The organism is Streptomyces sp. NPDC046862 (genome assembly GCF_040704615.1).
Taxonomy (GTDB): Bacteria; Actinomycetota; Actinomycetes; order Streptomycetales; family Streptomycetaceae; genus Streptomyces.
Genome location: NZ_JBEYXP010000081.1, coordinates 25444 through 39957, shown reverse-complemented (window position 1 = coordinate 39957; position 14514 = coordinate 25444). Strand labels below are relative to the sequence as shown.

Annotated in this window: 14 protein-coding genes and 3 pseudogenes; 9 read left to right on the top strand and 8 right to left on the bottom strand. The window is 68.2% G+C overall.

Features of this window, described 5'->3' with window-relative positions:
* The first annotated feature begins 376 nt into the window (after positions 1–376).
* Positions 377–2608 carry an alpha-L-fucosidase gene (locus AB0959_RS49160; protein ID WP_366833495.1) on the top strand — a complete coding sequence of 744 codons (2232 nt, stop codon included), beginning with the start codon at positions 377–379 and terminating at the stop codon, positions 2606–2608.
* A 25-nt stretch (positions 2609–2633) separates the two neighbouring features.
* Here the strand turns inward: AB0959_RS49160 and AB0959_RS49155 are convergent, their stop codons facing one another.
* The 5 genes from AB0959_RS49155 to AB0959_RS49135 all read right to left on the bottom strand — a co-directional run bounded on the left by AB0959_RS49155 (position 2634) and on the right by AB0959_RS49135 (position 6042).
* Positions 2634–3014 (bottom strand): nuclear transport factor 2 family protein, encoded by a 381-nt coding sequence (locus AB0959_RS49155; RefSeq protein WP_366833494.1) that lies wholly within the window; start codon positions 3012–3014, stop codon positions 2634–2636.
* On the bottom strand, positions 3011–3901 hold the full coding sequence (locus AB0959_RS49150; RefSeq protein ID WP_366833493.1) for an NAD-dependent protein deacetylase of SIR2 family: 891 nt from the start codon (positions 3899–3901) through the stop codon (positions 3011–3013). The genes AB0959_RS49155 and AB0959_RS49150 overlap by 4 nt, the downstream gene beginning before the upstream one ends.
* A complete protein-coding gene (locus AB0959_RS49145) occupies positions 3898–4833 on the bottom strand; it encodes a protein-ADP-ribose hydrolase (protein ID WP_366833492.1) in 936 nt (311 codons plus the stop codon). The genes AB0959_RS49150 and AB0959_RS49145 overlap by 4 nt, the downstream gene beginning before the upstream one ends.
* Before the next feature lie 93 nt (positions 4834–4926).
* Complete coding sequence (locus tag AB0959_RS49140; RefSeq protein WP_366833491.1) at positions 4927–5250, bottom strand: hypothetical protein; 324 nt, start codon at positions 5248–5250, stop codon at positions 4927–4929.
* Positions 5251–5280: 30 nt separating this feature from the next.
* Positions 5281–6042, bottom strand: a complete 762-nt coding sequence (locus AB0959_RS49135) for a nuclear transport factor 2 family protein (protein WP_366833490.1) — start codon at positions 6040–6042, stop codon at positions 5281–5283.
* Between the two features lie 408 nt (positions 6043–6450).
* On the opposite strand from AB0959_RS49135, the pseudogene AB0959_RS49130 reads away from it, so the two are divergent.
* From AB0959_RS49130 to AB0959_RS49105, 6 genes and pseudogenes are all read left to right on the top strand, one after another.
* Positions 6451–7348, top strand: a pseudogene (locus AB0959_RS49130) (helix-turn-helix transcriptional regulator).
* 85 nt (positions 7349–7433) lie between these two features.
* Complete coding sequence (locus tag AB0959_RS49125) at positions 7434–7997, top strand: dihydrofolate reductase family protein (RefSeq protein WP_366833489.1); 564 nt, start codon at positions 7434–7436, stop codon at positions 7995–7997.
* A 335-nt stretch (positions 7998–8332) separates the two neighbouring features.
* Entirely contained in the window at positions 8333–9355 is a 1023-nt protein-coding gene (locus AB0959_RS49120; RefSeq protein ID WP_366833488.1) for an LD-carboxypeptidase, read from the top strand.
* A gap of 212 nt (positions 9356–9567) precedes the next feature.
* A pseudogene (locus AB0959_RS49115) lies at positions 9568–9729 on the top strand (IS701 family transposase); the annotation flags it as partial.
* Between the two features lie 50 nt (positions 9730–9779).
* Positions 9780–10028 (top strand): annotated as a pseudogene (locus tag AB0959_RS49110) (helix-turn-helix domain-containing protein); the annotation flags it as partial.
* A 276-nt stretch (positions 10029–10304) separates the two neighbouring features.
* On the top strand, positions 10305–11027 hold the full coding sequence (locus AB0959_RS49105; RefSeq protein WP_366833487.1) for a hypothetical protein: 723 nt from the start codon (positions 10305–10307) through the stop codon (positions 11025–11027).
* 245 nt (positions 11028–11272) lie between these two features.
* On the opposite strand, the gene AB0959_RS49100 is transcribed toward AB0959_RS49105, so the two are convergent.
* The 3 genes from AB0959_RS49100 to AB0959_RS49090 are packed head-to-tail and all read right to left on the bottom strand — an operon-like array spanning position 11273 to position 13014.
* The gene (locus tag AB0959_RS49100) at positions 11273–12001 is read right to left on the bottom strand and encodes a GntR family transcriptional regulator (protein ID WP_366833486.1); all 729 of its coding nucleotides are present in this window, start codon (positions 11999–12001) and stop codon (positions 11273–11275) included.
* 35 nt (positions 12002–12036) lie between these two features.
* Positions 12037–12540 (bottom strand): flavin reductase family protein, encoded by a 504-nt coding sequence (locus AB0959_RS49095; RefSeq protein ID WP_366833485.1) that lies wholly within the window; start codon positions 12538–12540, stop codon positions 12037–12039.
* A 48-nt stretch (positions 12541–12588) separates the two neighbouring features.
* Complete coding sequence (locus AB0959_RS49090; RefSeq protein WP_366833484.1) at positions 12589–13014, bottom strand: ester cyclase; 426 nt, start codon at positions 13012–13014, stop codon at positions 12589–12591.
* A gap of 323 nt (positions 13015–13337) precedes the next feature.
* Between AB0959_RS49090 and AB0959_RS49085 the strand changes: the two genes are divergently transcribed.
* Entirely contained in the window at positions 13338–13964 is a 627-nt protein-coding gene (locus tag AB0959_RS49085; protein ID WP_366833483.1) for an amino acid synthesis family protein, read from the top strand.
* The gene (locus AB0959_RS49080; RefSeq protein ID WP_366833482.1) at positions 13961–14512 is read left to right on the top strand and encodes an amino acid synthesis family protein; all 552 of its coding nucleotides are present in this window, start codon (positions 13961–13963) and stop codon (positions 14510–14512) included. Before AB0959_RS49085 ends, AB0959_RS49080 begins: the two co-directional genes overlap by 4 nt.
* The last annotated feature ends 2 nt before the right edge of the window (positions 14513–14514 follow it).

Below are 14514 nucleotides of genomic sequence, written 5' to 3'. Positions count from 1 at the left end.
CGCCGGCCTCGGCGAGCGCGCGGGCCATGGCCCGGCCGATGCCGCGTCGGGCGCCGGTGACGACAGCGAGTCTGCCGGTCAGGTCGAACAGGTCGCATCGGAAACATGCCATGTTTAGTCGTGAACAAACAGGCGTTTTTCATCCCTTAGCGGTCAAAGCGTTGATCCGGGAGGTGCTTTTCATCCCTGTAGACCTGTTGACATCAGGGGCTTACGTGACCGAACTTCGTCCGTAACATCCGGCGTTCGAGACCCGTGGGTACCGCGCCACCCGCGTCTGCTCGCCTTGGAGACCCTCACCAACGCGTTACGGCGCTGATCTTGGCTCATCAACATTCAGGCTTCGCAAGTCACAGCGGTGACGGAGGTTCGCCCCATGTCGGGATCGATCAACAGACGCACAGTGCTCGCCTGCGCCACAGGCGTCGCGGCTGCCGCGGTGGTGGGCGGTGTGGCCGGTGCCGGCACCGCTTACGCGGCCCCCAGCACGTACACCCCCTCGTGGGACTCGATCGACCAGCACCCGGCGGCTCCCGAGTGGTTCCGGGACGCCAAGTTCGGCATCTACTTCCACTGGGGCGTGTTCAGCGTGCCCGCGTACGACAGCGAGTGGTACCCGCGCAACATGTACCTGAACAACAGCGTGGCGAACAAGCACCACGTCGCCACGTACGGGACCCCGTCCGCATGGCCCTACCACAACTTCATCAACGGAGCGAACGACCTGGCCGGGAACCACGCGGAGTTCGCGCCGAAGCTCAAGTCGGCCGGCGGCGGCTTCGATCCCGACGAGTGGGCGCAGCTGTTCGCCGACGCCGGTGCGAAGTTCGCCGGGCCGGTCGCCGAACACCACGACGGCTACTCCATGTGGGACAGCCAGGTCAACGAGTGGAACTCCGCCGACAAGGGCCCGCACCTGGACCTGCTGCAGCTGTTCACCAACGCCATCCGCGCCAGGAACATGAAGCTGCTGGTAGCCATGCACCACGCGTACAACTACACCGGCTACTACGAGTACGCGCCGGCGCAGTCGGACGCGAGCCTGAAGAAGCTCTACGGGCAGCTGAGCTCGGCGCAGGAGAACCAGCTCTGGTACGACAAACTCAAGGAAGTCGTCGACCGGGCCAAGCCGGACATCCTGTGGCAGGACTTCAGACTCGACCACGTCGACGAGTCGCAACGGCTGAACTTCCTGTCGTACTACTACAACCAGGCCAACGCCTGGGGCAAGGACGTCGTCGCCACGTACAAGGACGGGTTCAACAGCCACGGCGAGGTCTTCGACTACGAGCGGGGCGGACCGGCGGACCTCACCGCGCCCTACTGGCTGACCGACGAAAGCATCTCCAGCTCCAGCTGGTGCTACACCGAAGGCATCGGTTACTACAGCGTCAAGCAGATGCTGCACTCGCTGATCGACCGGATCAGCAAGAACGGCAACGTGCTGCTCAACATCGCGCCGAAGGCCGACGGCTCCATACCGCAGGCCCAGCGTGACGTCCTGCTGGGCATCGGCGACTACCTGGGGCGCTTCGGCGAGTCGATCTACTCGACCAGGGCCTGGACCGCCTACGGCGAGGGTCCGACGAAGATGGGCGGTGCCACCTTCGCCCAACCGACGACCGGCACCGCGCAGGACGTCCGCTTCACCCGCAACAAGGCGAACAACGTGCTGTACGCCACGGTCCTGGGCTGGCCCGGCAGCTCCCTGGAGATCAAGACGCTCAGCACCAGCCGGATCAACCTCGGCTCGCTGACCTCGGTGAAGCTGCTCGACTCGACGTCCGGCACCTACATCAACCTCGCGACCCCGACGCAGAACGCGTCCGGGCTGCAGGTGAGCCTGCCGTCGTCGACGCCCTTCTCCGCCCACGCCTACGTCCTGAAGCTCAGCTTCTCCGGCGAGATACCCAGCCTGCGGCCCCTTGCGGGCGCCGTGGTCTTCAGCGACGTCGACTACTCCGGCGGCGCCGCCGTCCTCGCCCTGGGCAGCTACACCGCCGACGAGCTGACCCTCGCCGGGATCTCCCCGCTCAGCCTCTCCTCCCTGCGGGTGGCTCCGGGCCACCAGGTCATCGGCTACTCCGGGGACAACTTCAGTGGCACCTCGTGGACGTTCACCGCCGACAACCCGGACCTCAGGGTCACCGGCAACAACGACCAGATCACCTCGCTGAAGGTGACGCTCAACCCGTCGGTCTGGTTGAGGATCACCAACGTCACCAACGGCCTGGCCCTGGACAGCGGCGGCAACGTCGCCGGCGGCTCCAACCTCAAGCAGTGGACCTGGGACGGCAGTAACAACCTGCAGTGGCACGCGGTCGACCTCGGCAACGGCTACTACAAGCTGGAGAACCGCACCAACGGCATGGTCGCCGACGGCTGGGGCGCCACCAGCAATGGCGCCGCGTGCAGGGAACTGGCCTGGAACGGCAACACCAACCAGCAGTGGAAGATCACGCACCGTGGTGATGGCCGGTACTCCCTCACCAACCGCACCACGGGCATGGCCCTGGACGGCGGCGGCAACGTCTCCTCCGGCTCCGTCGCGAAGCAGTGGAGCTTCAACAGCAGCACCAACCTGCTGTGGACGTTCACCGCGCTCTGACCGATCCCGGTGCGGTGGTCGGTGGTCAGAACATGGTGTTGTCGTTCTTGGAGGTGGGTGGGATGACCTGGAGGACGTCCCAGTGTTCGACGATCCTGCCGTCCGCGTCGAAACGGAAGATGTCGATGCCGGCGTACTCCTCGGCGGGCCAGGTCTGGTGGCAGTGCAGGATCACGTGGTCGCCCTCGGCGAAGGCGCGCTTGACCTCCACCCGCTTGCCCGGGTACTCGGCGGCCATGCGCTCGAAGTAGTCGATGAACGCCTGCTTGCCGTCGCCGACGTGTGGATTGTGCTGGATGTAGGTGTCGCCGGTGTACTGGTCGATGGCCTCGGCGGGACGGCACTGGTTGAACATCAGGTCGTAGAACGCCTTGGCCGTGGCCTTGTTCTTCTCCGGGTCGTTCATGGTGTCTCCGTAGGGTCGGGTGTCAGGTGCGGCATCGTGAGTGCGTCGATCAGGTGGTCGGCTCCGACAGGGACGGGCAGAGTCCGGCCGGCGAGGTCGGCGGGGGTTTCGGGGTGGGTGGGGTTGACGCGTACGAGGCGTGAGTGGGGGAGATGGCGGGTGAGGTGTTCACCGGGCCATCGGATCACGCCGGGGGTGTTGAATCCGGCGCCGAACTCCAGGATGAGCAGGCGGGTGTCGACGGGGGCCGTTCCCAGCCAGTGGCGGAGGCGACGCCCCGCGGGGAGGTAGGGGCCGTCGACGAACTCGGGGCCGATGCGGACGTTGATCTCGACCTCGCCGCCGCAGTTCGGGCAGCGGGGTAGGGCGCTCGGGTCCGTTATGGCGCCGGTGGCCGGGTCGTAGGTGGCGAGGAGCTGAGCGACGAGGGGGCGGTTGTCCCAGGTGGCGGGGGTGCAGGGCGTGGCGCACTGGTAGCGGCCGTAGTCGCCCTGCGGTGTGAAGACCCGGTCGGGGGCGAAGCCGCCCCGGGCGAAGAGGGCATCCACGTTGGACGTCATCACCCAGTGGTCCTTGTCGCCGACGAGGGAGCGCAGGCGCTGGTAGAGGGGGTTGGGGTCTGGGGAGAAGCGGATGTCGTCGATGTGGACGGCCCAGTAGCCCCACAGCAGGGCGGGTGGCAGGGAGACGCCGACGAGGTAGCGGGAGCGCAGGCCGATGCGGTGCAGGGCGGGGAAGAGCTCCTGGAAGCGGTCCTCGTCGCCGTAGTCGTATCCGGCGGCGGCACTGAGTCCGGCTCCGGCGGTGATCAGGACACGGTCGGCCTCGGCGAGCCAGGTGCGTAGCGTGTCGGCGGCGGCTGCCGGCTCGAGGGTGGGGTGGTTCATCGGGGCCGGGTTCCTTCGGTCAGGGCGTGGACGTAGGCGGCGAGGTCGTCGTCCGCGTACACGTTGAAGATCACGCGGTCGAACCGTTCGGAGTGGAGGTCGAGCCAGTCGGCCACGGTGTCCAGGGCGGTGCGGGCGGCGGATGTCCTGGGGTAGCCGAAGACGCCGGTGCTGATGCCGCAGAACGCGACGCTGCGTATGCCGTCCAGTTCGGCGGCGAGGTCGAGGCAGGCACGGTACGAGGACGCCAGCGCCTGCTGGTGCTGCGGGAGCACGGGGCCGTCGACGATCGGGCCGACGGTGTGCAGGACGTAGCGGGCGGACAGATGGTAGCCGCGGGTGATCTTGGCGGTGCCGGTCGGCTCCGGGTGACCCTGCAGAGACATGACCGCGTGGCAGTCGGCACGAAGACGGGGGCCGGCGGCGGCGTGGATGGCGTTGTCTATGCACGGGTGCATCGGAACGAAGCACCCGAGCAGGGCACTGTTGGCGGCGTTCACGACGGCGTCCGCGCCGAGGGGGGTGATGTCGCCTTGCCACAGCACCGTCCGGTCGTCGGCCTGATAGGTGGCGTGGGGAAGCGTGTCGCGGATGGTGGGCAGCGAGGTGGCGTCGATGGTGTCGCGTGCCAGGCGTTCGCCGGTCAGGAGCGCGTCCAGAACGCGGGCGGTCCCGGTGGGCAGCGGGCCCGGTTCCCGGACTGTCAGCACAGCGCGCAGGAGCCGCCGGGCGGCGGTGTCGTCGAGCCGGTCCGCTGCACCGCAGCGCAGCCCCGCCCGTAGTGTCGCCGGGTCGTCGCCCAGCAGACCGAGCGCCTCGCGGACGAGGTCGGCGGACCGGTGATCCGGCTCATGACCGGCGGCGGGCCGGAACGGCTCGTCGAGGGCGATGGTGGCCCTGTAAGCGGCGAGCGGCAGCGGGGTCGCGTACACGGTGGTCCTCCGGGCAGTGGGCGCACGCCGCCGTGTCCTCACCCGCGGGCTGGTGGGTGAGGTGGCGGGCACGGCGGCGTGTGAGGGCAGCCTTCAGGCGGGTTCGAGGGTTCCGGTGTGGAGTTCGGCGACGCGTCCGTCGCCCGTCTCGTAGGTCCAGAAGGCGTGGACTGTCCGGGTGTTGAGGTTCATGAGGTGGGTGATCGTCATGCCGGACACTTCGACCCAGCCGAGCATGAACAGGCCCGGGGCCACCTCGGCGGAGTGGAGGGTGACGGTCTCCTCGGCGCCCTTGGCCGGGCCCTTCAGTGTCTCGTAGCGCAGGGTGGTGCCGTCAGCCGCGTAGGTGTTGCGGAAGACGACGCCGTTGTCGACGTGGAAGACGAAGGTTTTCCCGGCGTAGGTGAGCGCGCTCATTGCATTTCTCCTTGCTGGCACCGTGCAGCGTCAGAACAGACCGTTGCCGTGGGGCAGTTCGGCCGGGATCGGGGCGACGACGTCCCAGTGCTCGACGATCTTGCTTCCCTGGACGCGGAAGAGGCCGTAGTACGCCACGGGGACACCGAACTCGCCCTCGGACTGGAGCAGCACGAACTCGCCCTCGGCGATGACCTTGTGGACGGCCTTGTAGACGAGGTTCTTACCCTGCTCGGCCCACCGCGCGGCGGCGGTGCCGAAGCCGTCGAGGCCGTCGGCGGCCTCCGGGTTGTGCTGGTGGTAGGTCTCGGTGGAGATGTAGTCGGTGAGCACCGAGTAGTCGGCGCCGACCAGGACCCTCTGCGCGAACTCGGCGACCAGGGTCCGGTTGGCCTCGGTCTTCTCGGGCGCGGTGACCTGGGTGGGGCCGTCGGTCTGCGAGCGGCCCGACGCCGTCTTCCCTACGAGCGGGGTCAGGGCGTCCCAGTGCTCGGCGAGCTTGCCGTCGGCGTCGACGCGGAAGACGTCGAAGGCGACCAGCGGGTCCGGGCCGAAGCCGTGGTACGTGCCGTGCAGGGCGACCAGGTCGCCGTCGGCGATCACCCGGGCGCCCTCGTACCGGAAGTCTTCCGGCAGGCCGGCGACAAGCTGACGCAGGGCCTCGGGGCCGTCGGCGGCCAGGGCGCTGTGCTGGGTGTAGTCGGCGGCGACCCAGCGGTCCACCGCGCTCGGATCCTTCTTGCCGAACAGCTCAGCAGCGGCGGTCAGGACGGTGTTCTTGGCATTGCTCATGACGGTTCTCCTCACGAGGGCGGCTCTGGGAATGGGGGGGGCTTGGGGGAGGGAGGCCGCGCCGCCCATCCGGTCGGCACCGCGTGCGATGTGCGGCAGCAGCGCCGGGCAGGAGGTGACGCGCAGGCGGCGCAGCGCACGGAAGGCGGCGCGGGCCTTTCCCCGGCTGACCGGGGCGCTGTACGTCGAGGTGACGGCGTCCGAGCAAAGAGGGGGCGAAGCAGTGGCACCAGGCGCAACGCGTCGAGGCCATACGTCAGCTCGAAGCCATACGTCAGCGAGGCCCGTTCCGCCGAAGGCACACTCCTCCTCTCTTACTGCTTTTCGACATCGATTGATGTCGGACGGGCTGACATCTCCAAGCTAGGCTGGTTGAACAGGCCGAATCGGATACGCTGGCGACTAGTGATGGTCAAAAACCGACATGATGTCGACCGAGGGATCCCGGAGATCTCCTTCGCAGCATCCGCCGGCACCCCCGCCGGCGTCGAAGTGCTGTCCCTTGCCGATCTGCGCCGCCGCGTACGCAGCGAGCGGCTCACGGTCCCCCAGCGCCCGGACTTCCATCACCTGATCACCCCCACCAGCGGGACCCTGTGGCACACGGTCGACTTCACCGCCTACGCCCTCGAACCCGGCTCATGGCTGTGGGTACGCCCCGGCCAGGTTCAGCAGTGGGGCGACGTCACCCACGCGGAGGGCACCCTGATCCTGTTCCGCCAGGACTTCCTCGACCCGGCCACCACTGCCGGCGCCCGCATAGAAGACCCGCACGCGCCGATCCTGCGCCGGCCCCTGCCCGACGACGCCCAGGCACTGCGACTGGCCGCCGGCCATCTCGCCGCCGAGTTCCACGCACTCGGACACCTGCCCCTGGAAATCCACACCGCAGCCCTGCGCCACCTGCTGGCAGTCCTCGTCCTGCGACTGGCCCACCTCACCGCACCCATCGGCAATCCCGCCCCCGAACCCGACGTCACATACCTGCGCTTCCGTGACGCGGTGGAAAAGGACTTCGCCCGCACCCGCCGGGTCGAGGACTACGCCGAAGCGCTCGGCTACGCGGCCCGCACCCTCTCCCGCGCCACCCTTGCCTCCGCCGGCCTCGGCGCCAAGGAGTTCATCGACCGCCGCGTCGTCCTCAGAAGCCAAGCGCCTCCTGGCCCACAGCGACCGGACAGCCGCCCGAATCGCCGACCGCCTCGGCTTCTCCAGCGCCACCCACTTCAGCAAGTACTTCCACCAGCGCACCGGACAGACCCCGATCGCCTTCCGCGACACGGTGCGCGGACACACCTCGATGTGACGGTCAAGGGGATCCCGCGAGTCGCGATGAGTTCTGCGGCGTCCGGCGGTCGTACTGTCGAACCCGTCACCGAGGAGGACGTCTGATGCGCAGCGTGACCTATTCGATGAGCGTCTCACTTGACGGCTACATCGTCGGGCCGGACGGCGGCTTCGACTGGACGGCGCCCGACGAGGAGGTCTTTCGCTTCTGGATCGACGAGATCCGAGAGGTCGGCGTCCACCTGTTGGGACGACGGCTGTACGAGACGATGCTGTACTGGGAGACCGCCGACCAGGATCGCTCGCTCGACGACTCGGAGCTCGAGTGGACCGCGCTCTGGAAGCCGCTCCCGAAGGTGGTGTTCTCGACCACGCTCTCGGCGGTGCAGGGCAATGCCCGCCTGGCCTCCGGCGGCCTGGCGGAGGAGATCGAGCGGTTGCGAGCCGAGCCGGGGGAGGGCGACATCGCGATCGGCGGCGCGACTCTCGCCGCCGAGGCGGCCGCGTCCGGTCTGATCGACGAGTACCGGGTCATGGTCTACCCGGTGCTTGTTGGCGGTGGCATTCCGTTCTTTCCCCGACGCGAGCGCCGGGCGGATCTCGAACTCGTCGAGACCCGCACCTTCAGCTCGCGATTCGTCTATCTCCGCTACCGCGAGGCGCGCTAGCCGGCTCGTCCGCCGAGCCCGCCCTGGGAAGAACGGACCGGCCAGTGAGGTTCTCTCAACGGAGATCATCTCCACTGGTCGTTGAGTGCCGATCAGCGTGTTTCGCATGCGGGTGTTGGTGTGGAGCGGTAGCCGGTGGCCTGCGAGATGCCTGCGTCGCGGGCCAGTTGATCGGGCGCCACACAGGAGGAGCCGCCCGAGAGCTGTGGGCACTCACGTAATTCCTCGGGGTCGGCTCACGCATGGGGACCAACCTGGATATGCGGGCTGGACCTGGCGGGTGGTCGATCGGAAAATGAGTAGCGCGGTGTTGCGGGGATCGGGACACTGCCTCGGTGACGCATACGGCACTGCCTCAACTGCTTCGGCCTCGTGCCCTGGCGCCCGGAGATCTCGTCGTCATCGCGTCGCTGTCCGGGCCGCTCCACGCCGCCTACGAGCCCGACCTCGAGCATGCGGTGGTCGTACTGGAGCGGATGGGATTCCGCGTGCGTCGGGCACCGCTCCTCGCATCAGGGCGGCGCCATTGGTGGAGCGCGGCTCGGCCGGCGGAGATCGCCGAGGAGTTCAACGGACTACTGCGTGATCCTGAGGTACGCGCGATCATCGCGCACGACGGCGGCCAGACGGTGCTCGGTTACCTCGACCTGATCGACGTCGAGGCGATCAGAGCCGACCCCAAGCCGATCCTCGGCTACAGCGACATCTCGCTGCTGCATCTGGTGCTCTACGCGCGCACGGGTCTGGTCGGCTTCCACGCCGACCTGGCCACCCCTGGACTCGGCGGGCACTGGCAGGCTGCGCCCGCAGCGCGCCAAGCGGTGCTTGAGAAGCTCTACTCGAGGCTGCTGACGGGCGACGAGGCGATCGGTGCGCTGCCGACCACCCCGTCGTGGGAGTGCTGGCGTGCCGGTCGAACCGAAGGCAGGTTGATCGGCGGGGTGATCAATCGCATCGTGCTGGCGCAGGCGACGCCTTTCGCGCTGCCGCTCGAATGGTTCGACGGCGCGGTGCTGTTCTGGGAGGAGACGGGCGGCCAGGCATCGTATGTGTGGAGCTATCTCCAGGTGCTGCGGCACTGCGGCATCCTCGATCGGATCTCCGGCATGGTCGTGGGCGTTCCGCACGCGATCGACGGGCTCGGAGCGCCTGACGCGTCCCCGACCCTGCCCGAGATCGTCCTCGACGTCCTCGGCGACCGTGACATCCCGGTCCTGGGCAACGTCGAGTTCGGACATGCCGGCCCGAATCTGCCGATGCCGGTCGGTATCCGTGTCGGCCTGGATGCGCGGCAGCGGACGTTGTCGCTGCTCGAACCGGCGGTAGGACCGCGCGCGATGACGGGACCGGTCGGCTGAGCAGCGCGGAACCTTGAGCGGACGGCCTCGGCAGCAGCCCAGGGGCCGACGCACGCATGGGTGATCGCCGCCGTATGGCCGCAGCGTCTCCATCCGGCTCGCGCTGAAAGAACGCGGCGGGTCCCAGGTCATGGCCGTCGACCCCAAGGAGATCGCACGACCTGCCACGGCCGAGCCGTTCCAGCCCGCTCACGCCGGGGGGCCCGCCGACCCTGCCCGCCACCCCGGTCGCCGACCTGGTGCGATGGGCGAAGATGCGCTGGCGCATCGAGCACGACTAATGACGCGAACTCAAACACGGCCTGGGCCTGGACCACTTCGAAGGCCGCACCTGGCGCGGCCGGCACCACCACGTCACCCTCGTCACCGCCGCCCAGGCCTCCTCACCCTGCGAAGGCTCGCAGTCCGGCACCTCCCAACTGCGCTGTCGCTGACCGAGTTGGCCGCGCACGCGGCGATGAGCACCCGTACCTTCGCCCGGCGCTTCCGGGAGGAGACCGGTCTGAGCCCCGGCCGCTGGCTGACCCAGCAGCGGCTGCGGCGGGCACGGCACCTGCTGGAGTCCAGTGGTCTGCCGGTGGAACGGGTCGCCCACGAGGTCGGCTTCGCCACCGCCACCTCGCTGCGGCGGCACCTGGCGGCGGAGGCAGGCGTCGTCCCGTCGGCGTACCGGCCCACCGGCGTACCGGCGTACGTTCCGTGCCTCGGCTCCGGCCGCAGCCGGAGCCACGGAAGCACCAGGGCCTGGGGACTGAGAGATCATTTTCTCCGCAGGGATTCTCTCGCGAGTGGCGAACCACTTCCTGCTCCACGTTCCCGCGGCCCCCGTCGAACCAGAACGCGCGCCCACGACTACGGCTTGATGTCGCCTGTGCCGGACAGTCGACATATCGCACGCTGTTCGGAAAGTAGTTTTGTCATGTCCGCGTCTCGATGAGGAGGACGTCCGGTGGAAAGATGTACGTTCACGCGGCGCGCGGTGTTGGCTGCGGCGGCCGGGGGGATCGCAGCGCTCGGTTCCGGCGCGCTCGCAGGCACCGCCCAGGCGGCGACGGTATCGGCGGAGAGGACGGCCGCTGACCCGCCGACCGGGACGGTGCGAGTGTTCTGGCTCAAGCCCTCGGATGTGGCGAACGACTCGCGGTACCCCAACGGCATCACCGGGGTGATGCAGGAGTCACAGCGCTTCTACCGCCAGGAACTCGGCGTGACGTTCAAACTGAACAACCCGGCGGTGGAGGTCGTCCAGGGCAACCACCCGCGGTCCTGGTACGAGAACACGCCGAACGGCGGCGAACAGTACTGGTGGGTGGTCTTCAACATGCAGCAGGAGCTGATGGCCAGGTTCGGTCTCAGGTCCCCGGACTCACGCTGGCTGTGCGTCGGCGAAGTCAGCGCGGAGAAGGCGGGTGTCTCCGGCGGCGGTGGAGGTGGCGGCTGGGTGATCCTCAGCGGCCATGACGCCGACGGTGCCGCCGGGACGAACGGCCCAATGAACCGGTGGTATGGAGGCATGGTGCACGAGTTGGGCCATGCCTTCGGTCTGCCCGACTCCTCGCGCACCGACGGCACACCGATGTCCGCCTCGTTCTACGACTATCCGAACTGCCACTTCAACCAACAGCAGAAGGACGGGATACGAAACGGTCCGTACGGCCGCTTCCTGTCCTGAACTGCCGGGTGCCTGTCCCAGGACCGGCGATCCCCCCGAGCAAGGGCGAGTTGCCTTCGGCATACATCAGCGCTGCTCGCCCTTGGCCTCTTCAGTCCGGCAGGAGGAGGCGCTGACCAGGTACACGGGGGGCGATCGTGCTGGTCACCCACGATCGCGCCCTGCGGACGCGGTTTCGGGGCGGGCATCTGGAACTGCCGGAGACAGCGAGAATCCCGTTGGGGGAGACGTTCTCGAACGCGACGTCAGGAACGTGCGGCCCCGGCCTTCTTGCGCTGGACGTCGACAGGCAGGCCCGCCAGCAGCGCGCTTCGGCTGGCCCTGACATGCTCGCGCATGACGCGCTCGGCGCTGTCGCCGTCCTTTGCCAGGATCAGCTCCAGGACGAGGTGGTGCTCGCGGTCGGACTGGATGGCGCGCCCCGGCTGGCTCAGTGAGGTGTTCACCAGCCGGGAGTACGCGAGTTGGTTCATCAGGATCCGGTAGTGGGCCTGCAGCTTGCCGTTGTCGGAGCCAACTATGAGCAGGTCGTGGAACTCCTGGACCAGCGCGGCGTACCGTTCCCGGTCGTCCTGCTCCACCGCCGCATCGGCTTCGCGCAGATTCTGTTCGAGCGAGTCGATTTCCGGGACGCGGCCGCGCTGGGCCAGGAGGCGCGCGGCCGCGCCCTCGATGAGTTCCTTCATCTCGAAGAGTTCCGTGATCTCGCGGCGGGAGGGGATGGTGACGAACGTCCCGACGCGGGGCCGGATCTCGACGAGCCCTTCGGTCTGCAGTTGCTTGAGGGCTTCGCGCACCGGCGTACGGCTCACACCGAACTCGTCCGCGAGGGCCGTCTCCGAGACCGAGGATCCGGGTTCGACGTCACCCTTGATGATGCGCCTGCGCATTTCGGCGATCACCGTGGCCTGCATCGATCCGCTCTTCGGTTCCCTCTTCGCGTGCTCCACCGCGTGCTCCACCGAGTGCTCCACCGAGTGCTCCTCCGTCTCCCGAACTGCCCACCGGATCATCCCAGAGAGGGCAGTGCCCCGCCGTCGAAGAACCTGCCCGCGCTGTACACCATGGGGGGCAGGTCGGTGACCGCCGCGTGCACCACCCGGCAGATGAAGACGGTGTGGGTGCTGGCCCGGAGCCGCTCGCGGATCCGCACCTCCATCTGCGCGCTGCTGCGAGCGATCAGTGGGCTGCCGAACGGGCCGCTCTCCCAGTCCAGGTCCTTGAACTTGTCGTCGGACTTGCCCGCGAAGGTGCCGACGACGTCGAGCTGGTCGGTGGACAGGATGTTGATCGCGAGGTGATCCGCCCGGAACAGACAGTCATGGGTGGACGAGGTGTGCTGGACACACACCATCACCGTGGGCGGGTCGAGGGAGATGCTCGAGAACGCGTTGACGGCCAGCCCTCGGGGGGTCTCTCCATCCATCGCGGTCACGACGGTGACACCGGTGACGAACTGTCGGTTCACCTGCTTCATCACGTCGAGGTCGGGGGTGGAGGCAAGCGCGGTCATGGGGTGCTCCTTGTCATCTTGATCGTCGGTCCTGGCCCGCGTAGACCGTCAGTCCTGTCCCACGCTGATGATGCCCAGCGCCGCGAGCAGGGCCCGGGGATCCCACGTCACGTACTCCTCGACGATCCGGTCCTCCTCGAAGCGGGCGAACGTGGCGCCGCTGATGTCGACGCGTCGGTTGGTGGGCGGGACGCCGAGGAAGGAGTTCACGTGCGTTCCGCTGCTGTGCCAGCGGATGGCGGCCCTGTCACCTTCGATCACGATGTCGTCGATGACGGTGGTCAGGTCCGGGAACGCCGCACGGGTGGAGACGATCGCCGCCTTGAAGGCGTCCAGGTTCTGCGGGTGCGGGTCGGTCCCGTGGCGCAGGTAGGCGGGGCTGAGCAGCGCGTCGAGTGCGTCGACGTCGCCCTGCCCCCAGGCCTCGGCCCATACCTTCTCGATTCGTTCTCGACGGGCGTCGGTGTACGCCATCTCTTCCCCTTCCACAGTGACGGCTTTGGTGACGGCTTTTGGGAGCGCGCGGTCGGTCGGCGCGAACGGGAGCTCTCGGCTCGACCGCTTAGTCCACAAGGCTGCCTCCTGAGCAGCGCTGGCATACAAGAAGCAGTAATGCATGGCACGAAGAGGGCGTCAAGGGTTCAGCGCTTTCGGATCGCACTCCTACCCCCACGGGTCGCCGGAATGCGGATTTCAGTGCCATTTTATGACTGGAGACCAAGATCCGGAAGGTGTGTGAAGGCTGTTCGGGCGGAACCCTTGACCGGTTCCCCGGTGTGTGCATATCGTCCTGTGCCATGCAAGAGAGCTTGAAGCACACTGACGAAAGCATCGGTCTCCGCAAGCTCGTGCTCTACCGTGACGTCGTCCTGACCGAGGCGGGCGAGGCGCCCTCGCGGCCCGCGCACCGAGCCAGCGTCGCCGCCGTCATTCGCAATCCATGGCTGGGGTCCGGTCCTTCGACCGACCTGACCCTGGAGCAGGCGCGCATCGCACCGGTACTCGCAAAGCTGCTCACCGACCGGCTCATCACTTCCCTGGGTGGCGCGGACGCGATCGAGTCGTTCGGCAAGGCCGCCATCGTCGGCACGGCGGGCGAGATCGAACACGCCGGGGCACTGATCCACACCCCGTACTTCGGCAACCTGGTGCGAGAGTTCCTGCAGGGCGAGTCGATCATCTGTTTCGCCGACACGCGTGCCGAGGCCGGAGAGTCGCTGATCATCCCCTTGTGGCACAAGACTCATGCCGCGACACGCAGCCATTACCAGACCATCAGCGCCCGCGTCTCCGACGGGCCGCGCGCGGACGAGCTCGTCGTCGTCGCGGCCGCGTCGACCGGGCCGCGCCCGCACCCCCGCATCGGCGACCGCCTGACCGACCCGGTCGTCACCAACGAAACCCTGGAGGTACTTCCCTCATGAGCGTCCGCAGGATCGTGACCGTCGTCGAGGAGATCCACGCCGAGGGCGGCCGCGAGCTCGCCCGCCCGGCCCGGATCGCCGTCGTCGCCGCGGTGATCGAGAACCCCTGGGCCGGTCAGGGCTTCGTCGAGGATCTGGCCCCCGGCATCGAGGCGAACGCCTCCGACCTCGGCGCGCTGCTCGCTCCGGCGGTCCTGGACGCCCTCGGCGAACCCGCCGAGGCGTACGGCAAGGCCGCCATCGTCGGTCTGGACGGCGAGATCGAGCACGGCTCGGCGCTGATCCACACCCTCAAGTTCGGCGACCACTTCCGCAAGGCGGCCGGTGCCACCACCCTGCTGCCCGCGGTCGAGAAGCGCGGCCCCGCCGGGGTGGTCTTCGACATCCCGCTGAAGCACATCACCGACGCCACGATCCGTTCGCACCACCAGAGCTTCGAGGTCCGCGTCAGCGATGCCCCGCACCCGAACGAGATCGTCATCGCGCTCGCCGCCGCCGCTCAGGGACGCCCCCAGCAGCGCCTGGCCCCGCTCACGACCGAACAGTAGGT

Bases quoted from the DNA above. Each gene is read 5' to 3' on its own strand.
- AB0959_RS49155 (WP_366833494.1), bottom strand. From the start codon at position 3,014: ATGAACGACCCGGAGAAGAACAAGGCCACGGCCAAGGCGTTCTACGAC.
- AB0959_RS49140 (WP_366833491.1), bottom strand. From the start codon at position 5,250: ATGAGCGCGCTCACCTACGCCGGGAAAACCTTCGTCTTCCACGTCGAC.
- AB0959_RS49085 (WP_366833483.1), top strand. From the start codon at position 13,338: ATGCAAGAGAGCTTGAAGCACACTGACGAAAGCATCGGTCTCCGCAAG.
- AB0959_RS49080 (WP_366833482.1), top strand. From the start codon at position 13,961: ATGAGCGTCCGCAGGATCGTGACCGTCGTCGAGGAGATCCACGCCGAG.
- AB0959_RS49095 (WP_366833485.1), bottom strand. From the start codon at position 12,540: ATGACCGCGCTTGCCTCCACCCCCGACCTCGACGTGATGAAGCAGGTG.
- AB0959_RS49135 (WP_366833490.1), bottom strand. From the start codon at position 6,042: ATGAGCAATGCCAAGAACACCGTCCTGACCGCCGCTGCTGAGCTGTTC.
- AB0959_RS49150 (WP_366833493.1), bottom strand. From the start codon at position 3,901: ATGAACCACCCCACCCTCGAGCCGGCAGCCGCCGCCGACACGCTACGC.
- AB0959_RS49160 (WP_366833495.1), top strand. From the start codon at position 377: ATGTCGGGATCGATCAACAGACGCACAGTGCTCGCCTGCGCCACAGGC.
- AB0959_RS49125 (WP_366833489.1), top strand. From the start codon at position 7,434: ATGCGCAGCGTGACCTATTCGATGAGCGTCTCACTTGACGGCTACATC.
- AB0959_RS49090 (WP_366833484.1), bottom strand. From the start codon at position 13,014: ATGGCGTACACCGACGCCCGTCGAGAACGAATCGAGAAGGTATGGGCC.